Annotated in this window: 14 protein-coding genes; 9 read left to right on the plus strand and 5 right to left on the minus strand. The window is 50.1% G+C overall.

Features of this window, described 5'->3' with window-relative positions; translation table 11 throughout:
• From B2Z72_RS07025 to B2Z72_RS07045, 5 genes are all read left to right on the plus strand, one after another.
• A partial coding sequence (locus tag B2Z72_RS07025) for an EamA family transporter (protein WP_297004435.1) occupies positions 1-199 on the plus strand: 199 nt, incomplete at its 5' end.
• A gap of 728 nt (positions 200-927) precedes the next feature.
• Positions 928-2,106 (plus strand): hypothetical protein, encoded by a 1,179-nt coding sequence (locus B2Z72_RS07030; RefSeq protein ID WP_296983197.1) that lies wholly within the window; start codon positions 928-930, stop codon positions 2,104-2,106.
• A 243-nt stretch (positions 2,107-2,349) separates the two neighbouring features.
• Complete coding sequence (locus B2Z72_RS07035; protein WP_296983195.1) at positions 2,350-3,279, plus strand: hypothetical protein; 930 nt, start codon at positions 2,350-2,352, stop codon at positions 3,277-3,279.
• Between the two features lie 14 nt (positions 3,280-3,293).
• Entirely contained in the window at positions 3,294-3,590 is a 297-nt protein-coding gene (locus tag B2Z72_RS07040; protein ID WP_296983194.1) for a hypothetical protein, read from the plus strand.
• Positions 3,591-3,592: 2 nt separating this feature from the next.
• A complete protein-coding gene (locus B2Z72_RS07045) occupies positions 3,593-3,883 on the plus strand; it encodes a hypothetical protein (protein ID WP_296983192.1) in 291 nt (96 codons plus the stop codon).
• A 70-nt stretch (positions 3,884-3,953) separates the two neighbouring features.
• Here the strand turns inward: B2Z72_RS07045 and B2Z72_RS07050 are convergent, their stop codons facing one another.
• From B2Z72_RS07050 to B2Z72_RS07065, 4 genes are all read right to left on the minus strand, one after another.
• Positions 3,954-5,063, minus strand: a complete 1,110-nt coding sequence (locus B2Z72_RS07050; RefSeq protein ID WP_296983191.1) for a rhomboid family intramembrane serine protease — start codon at positions 5,061-5,063, stop codon at positions 3,954-3,956.
• Between the two features lie 4 nt (positions 5,064-5,067).
• Entirely contained in the window at positions 5,068-5,721 is a 654-nt protein-coding gene (locus B2Z72_RS07055; RefSeq protein ID WP_296983190.1) for a hypothetical protein, read from the minus strand.
• Positions 5,722-6,077: 356 nt separating this feature from the next.
• Positions 6,078-6,752, minus strand: a complete 675-nt coding sequence (gene grxB, locus B2Z72_RS07060) for a glutaredoxin 2 (protein WP_296983189.1) — start codon at positions 6,750-6,752, stop codon at positions 6,078-6,080.
• 330 nt (positions 6,753-7,082) lie between these two features.
• On the minus strand, positions 7,083-8,927 hold the full coding sequence (locus B2Z72_RS07065; protein ID WP_296983187.1) for an ABC transporter ATP-binding protein: 1,845 nt from the start codon (positions 8,925-8,927) through the stop codon (positions 7,083-7,085).
• 351 nt (positions 8,928-9,278) lie between these two features.
• Here B2Z72_RS07065 and B2Z72_RS07070 point away from each other — a divergent pair, with 351 nt between their 5' ends.
• The 3 genes from B2Z72_RS07070 (at position 9,279) to B2Z72_RS07080 (ending at position 12,615) form a co-directional block, all read left to right on the plus strand.
• Positions 9,279-10,442 carry a type III PLP-dependent enzyme gene (locus tag B2Z72_RS07070; protein WP_296983186.1) on the plus strand — a complete coding sequence of 388 codons (1,164 nt, stop codon included), beginning with the start codon at positions 9,279-9,281 and terminating at the stop codon, positions 10,440-10,442.
• A 332-nt stretch (positions 10,443-10,774) separates the two neighbouring features.
• Positions 10,775-12,043, plus strand: coding sequence for a peptidoglycan recognition protein family protein (locus B2Z72_RS07075; RefSeq protein WP_296983185.1), 1,269 nt, complete (start codon positions 10,775-10,777; stop codon positions 12,041-12,043).
• Complete coding sequence (locus tag B2Z72_RS07080) at positions 12,043-12,615, plus strand: hypothetical protein (RefSeq protein WP_296983183.1); 573 nt, start codon at positions 12,043-12,045, stop codon at positions 12,613-12,615. The genes B2Z72_RS07075 and B2Z72_RS07080 overlap by 1 nt, the downstream gene beginning before the upstream one ends.
• 145 nt (positions 12,616-12,760) lie before the next feature.
• Here the strand turns inward: B2Z72_RS07080 and B2Z72_RS07085 are convergent, their stop codons facing one another.
• A complete protein-coding gene (locus tag B2Z72_RS07085) occupies positions 12,761-13,666 on the minus strand; it encodes a LysR family transcriptional regulator (protein WP_296983182.1) in 906 nt (301 codons plus the stop codon).
• Positions 13,667-13,852: 186 nt separating this feature from the next.
• Here B2Z72_RS07085 and B2Z72_RS07090 point away from each other — a divergent pair, with 186 nt between their 5' ends.
• Positions 13,853-14,389, plus strand: a complete 537-nt coding sequence (locus tag B2Z72_RS07090; RefSeq protein WP_296983180.1) for an NADPH-dependent FMN reductase — start codon at positions 13,853-13,855, stop codon at positions 14,387-14,389.
• Positions 14,390-14,506 lie beyond the last annotated feature (117 nt).

Genomic DNA, 14,506 nt, shown 5'->3' on the forward strand with positions numbered 1-14,506 from the left:
TTATGCTCTGTGGTACAGCGTTTTGCCATTTATGCAGGCAACGACGGCAGCGACGGTACAGCTAACGGTACCGGCCATCACTGCGGCAGCCGGTGTTCTGATCGCCGGAGAATCTCTCGATGCCCGCCTGCTGGTGGCATTTCTGTTGATTATTGGTGGTGTCGCGGTGTTTATCCGTTCTGCTTCTAAGAAAGATTAACAGTACGACTTATATGAATATGTTCTGTCGGTATTAAGCCGGGTAAACAAAAACCACAGCTTCGCTCTTTTGGGTGATGCATTACTTTTTTGAGGTGTGATGAGCCATTCTGAATCATTCTGGATAGCGCACCATTAATCATGAGTAGGGTTTATCAATATCGTAAATGTGGAATGACGCAGTTTTCTAATAAATAAAACTTAAGCTGGCTCATGATTTAAAACTAACGTCTTGTTGGGTCTTTGTTGTTGGGGTTTTATTGATGGGTTAGTAATTTATATTTTTTTTATGGGTGCTTAAATAGTACTTTACGTTCAACTGGATTATTTCTGGTTATTGATTCTGACTTTCTGAGTTATTTCGGATCTTTTGTTCTATATATTTTTAATCGATTTGTGAGGTTTTCAGGCCTGGTGTTTGTGTGGATTGCAGATTGTTTATATTTCGATGGGTGCGCCGTAATGAGTATGTTTTGGGAGCGTTGTTAGGTAGGTGTTTTTTTTCTGTATTTAAATTAGAGTATCTGTCGTATTTCTTTTCACAGTATTTATGAATGATGGATATGGATTGAGGTGTATACATAAACAGAATGCGTTTTATTGTCAGTTTTTGGCTGGCTTCTTTGATTCTGTTGTATTGTGCCTGCTCAGGTCGCATCGAGGTGTCAGACGACTTATGTCGGAGCCTGGCTCCCGCTTTTTTTGAATGATTGAAATTAGGGATGAGTAATGAAAAACGGACAAAATAACATGCTTGCACTGGCCATTGTCAGTGTCCTGGTTGGTATGACTTCTGCCGTAGGTGCCGAACCGGTTGATTTAGGGCGGAGTGACCTTGATATTGATGTTGAAACTGAATCTTCTGAATATTCTTTTGACGACGTTTTCGGGGGATGTGGTTTTGATGTTGAAGATATCAACGGAAACTATGATGCCAGCGTGGATGTCAGTGCGATTGGTGATGCTATTATAAGAACTGATTCCAGAACTTACGATGATGCATATGACTGTGCATTTGGTTTTGCAGTTGGGGATATAACTGTCGGTGTGTCTGGTTACGAAACTCCGGATGCTATCGTGGAAAAAACTGAAGATAGCTCTGGTAACATCAAGGTAGAAGGTGGACTGCAGGAAAACCTTACAGAAGGTGTTGATGCACGGATGACGTATAGCTTCTTCAGTGACCGACCTGTGGTCCGTGTTCTGTACACACTCAGTAATACAACCTCGGCCGATATTGCTGAATCAGTTTATATTGGCGGTAACTACGGTTCTGATGGTAGTACTACGCTTGAAGCGACATTCAGCGGCCAGTTAAACCCTGACACCGAAGAGCTGGATATCTACAGCAACGACCTCTGGTATATGACCAGTGATGACGATTCCAGCGACCCAATACTGACACTGACAACTCATGGTAGCTACGCTGACGTCGTTCCTGTCAATATCATGAAGCCTATGGATGGGTCTGATGACTTTTTGCTGCAGTATTCTGTTGTCATTCCTGCCGGTGAAAGCATCATTATTATGATCTTCTCTGAAATGACCGCATACGATAAGGGCTTTGATCTCGGGATTGAGTCTGCCACTCAGTCAGCTGCAGACTTTGAGTCACTGGAAACACTGGAGAGAGCTGGCTTGCTGGAAGGCATGAGTGAAGAATCTTTAGCATCTCTGGTGAACTATGCACGATTGGAAGGAGGGGGTGCAGAAGAGGAAGAGGTTGTTGAGGAAGAGGCAGAAGTTGTTGAAGAAGGGGGTGGAGTTGCTGAAGAAACAGAAGAACTTACTCCTGAAACACCAGCAGATGATAACGTTTCCAGCGGTGGCAGTTCTTCCGGTGGTGCTCTGAGCTTCCCATTACTGCTGATTGGTGGTCTGCTGGCTTTCCGCCGCAAACGCGCTTAATCATCCGATCATTTAACAGCCGCTTCTGCGGCTGTTTTTTTTATCACCTTTCTGCCTCATTTGCCCCCTCTGTTTGTTTAATGGCGTCCATCCCGTCATGACAAATATCATCTCTGTCAGGTTCCTCTTGTCAGTAAACAGCACATGCTGACAAATTTCTTTGTTGGTTGATCTGTCATTCGTTTATTGCTTATATTGGCGGATCTTTTATGCCCTCTATATATCTGGTATTGGCAGGACGCTATGACTTTTCTTATGTCCCTCACCTCAGTTCGCGACAAAACCTTGCGCGGTTTATTTCTGTTAATCGTCTGTGGCATGGTCAGTGCCTGCAGTGCATTAACCAGCTCACAGCAAAAAGCCACGCATTCTTATGCGACTTCAACAATGGAACTGGGGCAGTTCAGTGCCGCTGAGTTCTCGCGCATTCAGCAGAATATAGTGCAGATGAATGCGCTGCGTTTTGCTCTGCAACGGGATAAAAAAGTTAAGGACGCGGATTTTTACCGCACTGTTCAGCCAGATGACATCAGCAGCCGCATTGCGGCAGCCGACGCGCTTGCCGCTTACGGTCTGTTGCTGAGCACATTGCTCAGTGAGAATCCGGCAGGCGATCTGGAAGGTGCCGCAGAAAAGTTTGCTGATCATTCGGCTTTTGCCCTGGGCGATGACTTTGATGAAGATAAACAGAAAGCTGTGAAATCTCTGGTTGAGAAGATAGGCTCATTCTGGATTGAACGGCAGCGGGCGAAAGCACTGACGGTTATTATCAGTGATTATCAGCCTGTGGTTGATCAGCTGGCGGGTTTGTTGGCTCAGGATCTGACGCTGGCTAAGGCTGAGAGCGGTGCTGAGCCGGGCCTGTTGTACGCTTATCAGAGTGTAGCGAAAAGTCTGAAGAATCAGGCCTGGCTCATCGTTAATGGCGGTGAGAACTACAACTACGCTGAGCGTAAAGTTGCTGTGGATGCTTTGTTAACTGCTGAGCAGGCAATGATGCGTATTAAGAGCCTCAGCGCTGCCAGTGACAAGGTGTTAACCGGTTTGCAGCAATCCAATGCGATTATCGTGCAGGTGCTGAAGGATAAAGATTATACCTTCAATGATATTAAAGCATACGCCAAAGACATCCGTGATCTGGCCCGTATCTATCGTTCGCTTGCCGCGTCGTGAATAAGGAATTACCCATGATCGAATTACTTGCCAGCCTGGAACAGACCATAGAGCAACTGGAAATCGTACGCGACAGCAGCGATAACGTGAATGTGGATCTGATCCGCCAGATCAGTGATCTGTATGACCAGCAGCAGCGGCTGCTGGAAAGTGAAATATCGGCGCAGACGGAAGCCTATCAGCAAGCTACAGTGGCGATGAAAGCTGCCGCTGACAAAGCCAATGGCGAGACTCAGGGCCTGTCGGATGTGGTTGGTCTGGTGAAGCAGGTAGCTTCTGCACTTGAAGCCGTAGAAGGTCTGCTCGGTTAATTATGCTGCAGGCGATCGTTACTTATCTGCGGGCCGCTATGGCCCTGAGTAGTTTTATGCTGGGCTGCTATCTGATTTTGGATCTGTTGCTGGCCGGGTTTTCAGTATGGGTCCTGATTGTTGCCGTATTGGCCTTTGTCGCAACGCATTTTCTCTGGCCAAAAGGGGAAGAGCTGAACTCTGATGTTCTGGATGTGATCGGTGATCTGATTGATCTGCCATACAGGTTGATTGCTCTGATGCTGCGTGGGGTAGTTAATATCGGTAAATCCGCCGATGATATAGCCCCCTGAATCAGGCTGAAAAGAAATACACAGAAAGAAAATCATAAAAGGGCATACCATATGGCATGCCCTTTTCTGTTCACTCAACCGGTTTCTTTTTCTTCTTTGGTTTGCGGAAACGCGCGTCTGGCCCGGCCAGCATGGCGACCAGCGGATTCTGAGCGTAAACGGATTTTTTCAACACCAGTGCGAGGGCACAGCCAATAAAAAAGCCGCCAATATGCGCACGATAGTCGATGCCACCACCTGCGCTGGCCATCCCTAAGAAATTAAGCCCAAGCCAGCCAAGAAAGTACAGCCATACCGGCAGTTTGATCTGCCAGGCAACGATCATGAAAGAGAAGCGGGCATAGGGAAACCAGAGCATATACAAACCAAACAGACCGGCAATCGCGCCGCTGGCACCGACACTGGGAATTGTGCCGAAAGGGTTACCTATCACACTGAACAGGCTGGCACCCAATCCCAATAACAGATAAATCCCCAGATAGCGTTTGTGCCCCACCATGCTTTCAATGTTGTCACCGACCACCCACAGGAAGTACATATTACCAACCAGATGCATAAAGCCTCCGTGCAGGAAGGTTGCGGTGATCAGAGTCCAGATATGGACGCCGTGAACAATGTCCGCCGGGCGTGAGGCAAACAGGGCGAAAATGCTGTTCATTAATTCCGGATCGGTTGCATAGGTGCTGAAAATAACAATATTCAGCGCCAGTATTATCCAGGTCACAAACGGCGTTATTCGGGGGCGCACGTTGTATTCCACTGGCATACGCGCCAGAAATTCAAACAGCCAGCTTTTCCAGCTGACGCCCTGATTGATTTCCGCCAGAGCCTCTTTTAACAGAGGTGAGTGGCAGACTTCATCCAGCTCATGTTTATCAATCCAGGTGCTGTTGCAGGGGTGGCAGATATCAACCTCTACTTGATAATCAGGCAGCAGGTGATAACACTGCATTTTTTCATTGCAGGACGGACAGCTGCGGTCAGAGATCCCCAGTGGTGCTCCAAGGTTACGGATAAAATCCGGATCGTCATCACCATTGTCGAAATCCGCAATTGCGGAATTCAGTTCGTGATTCTGGAACCACAACCCCTCGCAACTCGGGCAGCTGTCAATGTTTTCACGTGCATAGCGGGCGCGGACCAGTGCGGTGGTCGGACAGTGCGGGCAATACGGGTTCATGGGGTTATTGCGCCTTATCTTTGTCAGCCGCGTTTGCCGTTGCGGTTTCTTCATACGCCACAGAATCTTCGACATCCATGCCGGCGTCTTTCAGCTCCTGAGCCAGCATGCGTGTATTATCGGCCAGTTTTGGCAGTACAACATTCTCAATATGATCCAGTTGTTCTGTCATCAGCTTGCTGGCATAGCTGGGGCCATAAGCCCAGGACAGGCGATTGGCCATGATCAGGTCAATATCGGCATAAAAGCCCTGAATTTCACGCAGAAAATAGGATGGCGTTTCCAGCGTTGATGGCGAATATTTCATTGATTCCCACACGAATCTGCGCAATGCCGGAGTGTTTTTCTCCAGCTCCTTTTTCTGCAGAGGGCGGCTGAAAAATTCTTTGTTGTAAGTGCGCAGCAGGCGAACATTGGCATCTACCTCATCATATAACGACTGACGCAGATAGTAGTTGGATTCTGTGCTGGTCAGGTTGTCGAATTCAATCGCCTGCTGCAGGCCCGCCTGAGCGGCCAGATAGACACCGGCGACAGTGGCTATGATCATAAAGATCTGGCTGATCCAGAAGCTGGAGGTTTTCAGGTCGGAGTGATCGGCGTTGGCCAGTTTCTCTTTAATTGCGATACCGGCTGCTGCGGATTTTATACCGGGCATATTGCTGTCCATTTATATGATTGTTTATTTCGGCGGGTATTATATCGGCAGATCAATAAAATCCTATTTTATTCTGTTAGCGGATAACTCAGATATGGAGCTGAGATCTGCAATCGCAGTTTACAGTTTGACGTTTCAAATCCGGATTACAAAGCCAGGTTATAAATACCGGTTTTCAGTAATTAGCGCTTACATGCCGGTGTTTAACGGAAAGAGGGAAATAATGCAGAGCGGGGTGGCGCACACAATAGCGGACCTGGCTAGAGCGGACCTAGCAAGCCGGACCAGGCAGGCCCGGCATTTACAGCTTTTACTTAATCGCTGATCACAGGATCAGATGAGCAGCTTTTGGCTGATCAGATTGCCTTAGCAAAGTACAGCTCAGTATTCGTACACTCAGCGACTTCATGCATATAGTCGAGCAATGCCTGCGGAAAATTCAGGCCACGTACCATGCTCAGGTTACGCAATAACGGGAATATTTTAACGTCATCCCAGCTGATGGTTCCGTTATGCGCTGATGGTTTCTCTGGCGCCGGCAACCATTGCAAAACAGCTTCCGCGGCAGGCTGATGGATTTTGGTGTCTGCCATTGCCTGGGTGAAATCAAATCCCAGCGTATTTTCTTTATCCTGTTTATAGGCATCAATGGCTTCCCCGGTTGTGAACTCAGGCAGCCCCAGTGCCATTGCCCGCGGCATGATCAGGGCATCAAAGGTCTGGCGGTGATGCTCGAGGGTGGCGATTGCGGTATTGGCGGCATTTGCTGCGCGGATTGTTTTATCCACACTGCCGACCTCATCCAGATGCGACAGGATGGCATCCAGTCCGCTGACGCTCAGCTCGTCATTAACGGCCAGCACCGGTGGCTTTTCTTCTGGAAGATTAATTGCAGTGCCATTGTCTTCGCTTGCCATTCCACTTTTGCCGGAATGCAGAGGGTAATGAATACTGAGCGGGAGATCTTTGTAATTGGCCACCATTAAGGTGCGCAGGCACTTCGGGCAATGGTGGTAGATATAAAGTTTCATTGTCTGTCTCCTTTGCGGGCTCTTATACGGCCTGTCTGCGGAGATAGTAGGTCAGCTTAAAACTCAGAAAATCCACTTAGATCAATAACTGATGAAACCTTACAAAAAAGCTGGCCATAGTTCGTGCCAAACAGTCGAAACAGACCTTGCATCATACTTTTGGCGGATATAAAAATCGTTATAATTCAATGGATTGCAGGCACACGGTGGAACAGTCGGGCGACGCTGGTTTATGCCAGCTGCGGTTGGTGACAGCTGACATACAAACAGCGCGGTGAGCAGGCTTTACGCCTGCTTTGCGTTTGATCGGGTCAGGCCGTTGATGCTGAACTAATCCTCACCAATAAAACCACCGGTCTGGTGATCCCACAGCTGAGCGTAAATCCCGCCTTTGGCGATCAGTTCCTGATGCGTGCCCTGTTCGGCGATACGGCCGTTGTCGAGTACGATCAGGCGGTCCATGGCGGCAATGGTGGACAGCCGGTGAGCAATGGCGATCACGGTTTTATTTTCCATCAGACGATAGAGGCTTTCCTGAATCGCTGCTTCCACTTCCGAATCCAGTGCCGAGGTGGCCTCATCCAGAATCAGAATCGGTGCGTCTTTCAACAGCACACGGGCAATGGCAATACGCTGGCGCTGGCCACCGGACAGTTTGACGCCGCGCTCGCCGACCTGGGCATCAAAGCCTGTGTTGCCATGGGGGTCGGTGAGATCGCGGATAAAGTCGCTGGCTTCGGCCTGAGCCGTGGCACTCAGCAGTTCTTCTTCTGTGGCGTCCGGGCGCCCATAGAGGATGTTATCGCGCACGCTGCGGTGCAGCAGCGAGGTATCCTGGGTGACCATGCCGATGTGATGACGCAGCGAATCCTGAGTAACCTCGCTGATGTCCTGACCATCAATCAGAATGCGGCCGCTGTTGACGTCATAAAAACGTAATAACAGATTCACCAGGGTGGACTTACCGGCGCCGGAGCGTCCCACCAAGCCGATTTTTTCTCCGGCACGGATATGAATATCCAGATCATTAAAGACCTGTCGTTTTTGCTGATCTTCGCCGCCTTCGTAATGAAAGTTCACGTGTTCAAGGCGGATATCACCGTGAGGAACGGCCAGCTTAGCGGCGTCTTCAGTGTCCTGAATCTGCTGCGGATTGGTGAGCGTGTTCATGCCATCGGCAACGGTACCTATGTTCTCAAACAGCGCGCTGATTTCCCACATGATCCACTGCGCCATACCGTTAATGCGCAGCGACAGCGAGATGGCAATGGCGATAGCACCGGCGGTGACACCGTCGTGCATCCACAACCAGATCGACAGCGCAGCAATGGCAAACAGCAGCAGGTAGTTAACCATATTTACAGACAGGTTCAGCCAGGTGACCAGCCGCATCTGCTGATGCACTGTGGTCATAAAGCCCTGCATGGATTCTTTGGCGTATTCGGTTTCACGATCGGTATGGGCGAACAGCTTAACGGTCTGAATATTGGTATAGCTGTCTACCACGCGCCCGGTCATAACCGAACGGGCATCGGCCTGAGCTTCGGCCACGCGTTTGAGTTTTGGTACAAAAATGAGCTGTACGACCACGTACAGGGCCAGCCAGGCAATGACGGGAATAACCAGAATAATGTCTGAACTGGCGATCATCACCAGTACGGAGATGAAATACACCAGAATGTAGACCATCAGGTCCATCAGCTTCATTACGGTCTCGCGCACGGCCAGTGCCGTCTGCATCACCTTGGTGGCCAGCCGTCCGGCAAAGTCGTTCTGGAAGAAGGTCATGCTCTGGTTAAGCAGAAAACGGTGGGCGAACCAGCGGATACGCATCGGGTAATTGCCCAGCAGTGTCTGATGCACAATGGCTGCGTGGAGAAACACTACGGCAGGCATCACAACCAGCAATACAATGGCCATGGTCAGCAGGCGTCCGCCTTCTTCGGCGAATAATGAATCCGGATTTTTACTGGTCAGCCAGTCCACCAGATCACCCATAAAGCCGAACAGCATCACTTCAAGAATGGCCAGGGAAGCTGTCAGGCATGACATCAGCAGCAGAGGCGCTTCTGCACCATGGGTGTAATGGCGGCAAAATGCATACAGCCCTTTCGGCGGCTGTTGCGGATGCTGAGGCGGAAAAGGGCTGATGAGTCGTTCAAAGAATCCGAGCATAAGAAAATTAAGTGCTTTAAAAACAGGCGGCTAACAGTAGCCGGGAATGGCTGCGATTGTAACCGCTATCCGGCTGATTTGATTGTTCTGTCGGTGATATTACTCAGTGGTTTGCACGGCCCTGGCCGGTCTTCGCACTTTACACATCAATACAGGCCGAAGCCTTGATTAATATGACTCATCAGATAGTCTCAACGATCACCTTAGCTGATCGTCATGACAAGGAAAAATCACTGTACTCTCAGTGAAAACAGCCTATCTTTGCGCGCCTGTAAGGGGGGCTGCGAAGAGCGCTGAACCCGTCATGAATAAGTCTGATCGCTATAACAGATTAAGGAGGTAGCGAGCCTAATGGTTGTAAAACCTGAAGATTATTACGATGAAGAAACCTTTGCCCGCCTGAAAGCATTTGCTGACAAGCAGGAAACCCCTTGTCTTGTTGTGGACAAGCAGACCTTTACCCGCCAGCTGGATGAGCTGATGGGCTGCTTCCCATACGCTAAGACCTACTACGCAATTAAAGCCAACCCGATGCCGGAACTGCTCGAAATTCTGCGCGACCGTGGCTGTAACTTTGATGTGGCGTCGCGTTATGAGCTGGATAAAGTGCTGGCTCAGGGTGTAAGCGGGGATCGTATCAGCTTTGGTAACACCATTAAGAAGTCTCGTGATATCCGTTATTTTTACGAGAAAGGCGTACGCCTGTTCGCCACCGACTCAGAAGCGGACCTGCGCAACATTGCCAAAGCGGCACCGGGCGCAAAAGTATTCGTACGCATTCTGACCGAAGGCTCGCAGACTGCTGACTGGCCACTGTCACGTAAATTCGGCTGCCAGTCCGATATGGCGCTGGATCTGTGCATTATGGCACGTGATCTGGGTCTGCAACCGTACGGTATTTCTTTCCACGTGGGTTCTCAGCAGCGTGATATCGGTGCCTGGGACTCTGCGATTGCGAAAGTAAAAGTAATTTTCGAACGTCTGAAAGAAGAAGACGGTATCGAACTGAAGATGATCAACATGGGCGGTGGCTTCCCGGGTAACTACATTACCCGTACCAACGATCTGGAGACTTACTCAGCTGAGATTACCCGTTTCCTGAAAGAAGACTTCGGTGAAGAGCTGCCGGAAATTATTCTGGAGCCAGGTCGTTCACTGGTTGCCAACGCCGGCCTGCTGGCCAGCGAAGTGGTACTGATCAGCCGTAAAGACCGTAATGGCCTGCACCGTTGGGTGTATGTCGACATCGGTAAATTCGGTGGTCTGATCGAAACCATGGACGAAGCCATTAAATACCCGGTTTTTGTTGAAAAACAGGGTGAGGAAGAAGAAGTGATTCTGGCAGGCCCGACCTGTGACAGCGCTGATATTCTGTATGAAGATTACAAATATGAGCTGCCACTGAATCTGGCCAGCGGTGATCGTGTGTACTGGTTCAGCACCGGTGCTTACACCACCACCTACAGTGCTGTGGAGTTTAACGGCTTTCCTCCGTTAGCATCCTACTGCATCTGATTTACATTTTTTCTGCATCTGTTCAGCGCTGCGGCGAAGCCAATATCGCGCTGCAGCAGACAGATGATCGCGAATTCCAGTCGCCCCCGTTCTGACCGGGGGCAGTCCGGCCCGCACCACATCCTCAGATGAAGTAAAAACCGCCGCAATGGCGGTTTTTTATTGCCCGCCGTTTGCTCTGCGCAAACTGAACCATCTCCGGCTTATTGATACAGATGCTTTTTTTGCCCTGACAGAGTCGTTATTCTGCGCTGCATCTGTTATCCGGCGGATATTGTCTGCCCGCCGTATGCACAGACTGTTGATTGCAATTTTTTGCAGGGAGGCTGCCTTTGGCACAGGTATCACTGGAACTGATTATTAATGGGCTGACGATTGCGGCCGGTTCAGCGCTTATCGTTGAGCGGTTTACCGAAATTCTGAAACAGGTGAACGATAAGGTCAGTCAGTATCTGCTGGCCAAAGATGCAGAAAAATCCCGCCAGCAGCGTGATGACGCTGCACAACGTTATCTGCAGTCTCTGGCAGACAAAGCCGGCGAAGAAATTCACGATGATTTCGAGCGCTATGCCTCTGTGCTGTATGTGCCGCTGACGCCAGTCAGTGAACGCAGAGCGGGTTTTAAATTATTCGTTCTGATTGCCCCCGTGCTGCTGGGCATCGGCCTTTCATTCAGTCTGGATCTGCATTTAATGGCGATGTTTCTCGGTGGTGTTCACACCGGCTGGCTGGATACTGTGCTCAGCGGTATTCTCATTGGTGGCGGCAGTCAGCCGGTGCATGTACTGCTGCGTTTTCTCACCACCCGTAAACTCACCGATGAAGAACGTCAGGCGTTGCTGCAATCGGTTGATCCGGCGCAGGAGGTGGCTGGGCAGAAAGCCGTTCCTGTTAGTCTGTTGCCGGGCGATGATACCTTCCGCTGGCTGGATATCAGCTATGAAGGAGGGGTTAAACCGGAAACGCTGGAGAACGTTCACCGCCGCCGTCAGGACCCGGATAAAATCGTAGTGCATCATACTGCGATGAACAGCGATCTGAATTTTGCCGCCATTGTTGATGAGTTTCTGCTGAAAAAGAAATGGCTCACCGGCTATCACTGCGTGATCATGCCGGATGGCAGCATCCGTCCGTTCTGTCGCTGGGACCGCACTGGGAATCACGCCAAAGGACATAACAGCAATACGCTGGGGGTTTCATTTCACGGTAATTTTCATAGCCAGCCGGGGGATGCCTGGTCCAACCATGATGGTCGTTACGGCAATACGGTACCGACCGAAGCTCAGCTGCACGCAGGCGCACGGCTGATCGCACTGTGGCGCTCGCTCTATGCCGATATGCCGGCAGAGGTTAACGATGGTGTGGTGCAGCATGGGCAGCTGGATGGTGCATCAACCGTATGTCCGGGCAACCAGTTCCCATGGCAGGCATTGCTGGATCAGGTAAAGAAATTTGAAGCTAACTGGCAAGCTTCGCCAACAGCACAGGAAAAGCTGGCTTTATTCCGTCGCAAACCCTTCCTGTATGTTGATGCGGATAAGTATCAGGCCATTGAAGCGCCAGTGCCGGTCAATAAAACAGCTGTGACACAGGAGGCCTGATGATGGATGTTTTTGACTCCGCACTGATTATGCTGGCCGGTGCCCTATTCTTTTCTATGTTGATTGAGCGTCTGCTGCAGATCATCAAAGCCGTTTATGATTTTCTGGAAGTTCACTATGGCTGGGGAGAGCACTGGAACCGGCGTGCACTACAACTCAGTGAACAGATTCATCATGCGTTGCAGGGGAATACGGTGGAAAAGGCGTTGGGTCAGGCGGCTAAACATTATCTGAAAGACGACTATCCGGGACTGGATGGCGTCAAAGCGGTATCGGCTGATGCGTTGCGCAGTCTGGCGGTCAAAGCCGTGTGTAAAATTCTGGCGGTTACTCTGGGGGTTGTCATTGCTCTGCTGTTGGGGCTGGATATGTTTGCTCTGATCGAAGAGCTTAATAAAGCGGCTTTAGCCGATGCGGAACTGACGACTGTGCAGAAATATTTTTCTGCTCAATATATTCCGGGCTGGCTGGGTCAGGTGGTCAGCGGTATTGCCATTGGTATTGGCAGTGGCCCGGTGCATAAACTTATTTCAGCACTGGAGCGCAGCCGGCAGCAGCGCAAAGATACCTGATAGATATCTGATCAAAATCAGACAGTAGGCTATCTGGTTTAACGTTCAGACACTGCGTACGTCAGAGTACGCAGTGGGCAGCCCGGGGCAGAAAACTGAGCAAAAAGCTGCGCAGAAATCCGGGCAGAAACAAAACAGCGGATTTCTATTCTTCCCCCATATTTTCCACCACATAATCAATAAAGGTGCGTACCTTGGCCGACATGTGTTTGCGGCTTGGGTAAATCAGGTAAATATCAATCGGACTGCGCTGAAAATCCGGAAACAATTCCACCAGTTGTCCACGTTCAAATTCGTCACTGAACAGAAATCCCGGCATGCGCGCAATGCCATGACCAGCAAGACATAATGCCAGCTCCATTTCCGATGTGTTCACCGCCACGCGGCTGTTTACCTCGACATTAATTTCCATTCCATACTGATTTTTATATGGCCACTGGCGCGGATTTTTCAGATAGCTGTAGGTAATGCACTGATGATTGATCAGTTCATCCGGATGCTGTGGCGTGCCGTACTTCTGCAGATACGCCGGTGACGCCAGGGTGATGGCGCGGGACGACATGACTTTACGGCTGATCAGGCTGGAGTCTTCCAGTTGTGGCGTAGCGCGAACCACCACGTCAAACCCTTCGGCAATCAGCTCCACTTTGCGGTTGTTCAGGTCGAGGTCGAGATCCACCTCGGGATAGAGGTCGAGAAAGCCGGAAAAAATATCCTGCATACGCACGACTGCCAGACTGGACGGGCAGCTGATGCGCAGAGTGCCGGTAGGGCGCAGCTGGTGGCCGAGCAGGGCATTCTGTACCTGATTGGCGTCGGCGATGATCTGCTGGCACTGCTGATAATAGAGCTGGCCATCGGTGGTCAGATGCAGCGAACGGGTGGTGCGGTTGATCAGGCGTACGCCCAGACGCTCTTCCAGGCGGTTGATCTCTTTGCTGATGTAGGACGTGGAGTGCCCGGTAACATCCGCGGCTTTGGTAAAGCTGCCGGCATCGATCACCGTGGTAAAGATCACCATACCGTCCAGCAGCTGAGGATTGTAGGCCATGGATGCCTCGCATAGAGTGTGTGGTTGTATGTGGTCGTGTGCGGTCGAGTTAAGTGTGTGTAGCACAGGATAATGACTTATTCAGAGTCAAATGGAAACAATCATTCCATATTTGCCTTATTAATCTTTATCGGTGGCTAATATAAAGTGATCAGCAAGTTAGATAACCCGCTTCGAGGACTGATCATGAAAGTTATTGCTTTTGCCGCAACCAATACCAAAGCTTCTATTAACAAACAGCTGGTAACCCATGCCACCAACCTGCTGGCCGCCAACACAGGTGCTGAAATTGAACTGCTGGATCTGAACGATTTTGAAATGCCGATCTACAGCATCGACCGTGAAGTTGCCAACGGCATTCCTGAGCCAGCCAAAGCCTTTTACAACAAAATTGGCGAAGCGGATGCGGTGGTGATTTCTTTCGGTGAGTTCAACGGTAACTACAGCGTGGCCTACAAAAACGTCTTCGACTGGGCATCCCGTATCAGCAAAGAAGTGTATCAGGGTAAGCCAGCCGTTCTGCTGGGCACCTCACCTGGCCCTGGCGGTGCACAGAGCGTGCTGTCCATTGCTGAAGGTTCTGCGCCTTTCTTCGCCATGGAAGTGAAAGCCAAACTGTCTGTGCCGTCTTTCAATGACAACTTCGATACTGAGAAGGGTGAACTGAAAAACCCTGAGCTGGCAGCCAAGCTGAAAGAAGCACTGGCCACGCTCGCAGAGTAAATCGCGCTGAGTCAGTCTGACGGAATATGAACAGCTGAATAAGACGGCTGCTTAAAGAAGTCTGAAAAATCCCGCTGCGGCAAATGCCGTTGCGGGATTTTTTTATTGCCGTTGTTT

This window comes from Thalassolituus sp. UBA6592 (assembly GCF_002433655.1).
In the GTDB taxonomy this organism is placed as follows: Bacteria; Pseudomonadota; Gammaproteobacteria; order Pseudomonadales; family Oceanobacteraceae; genus Venatoribacter.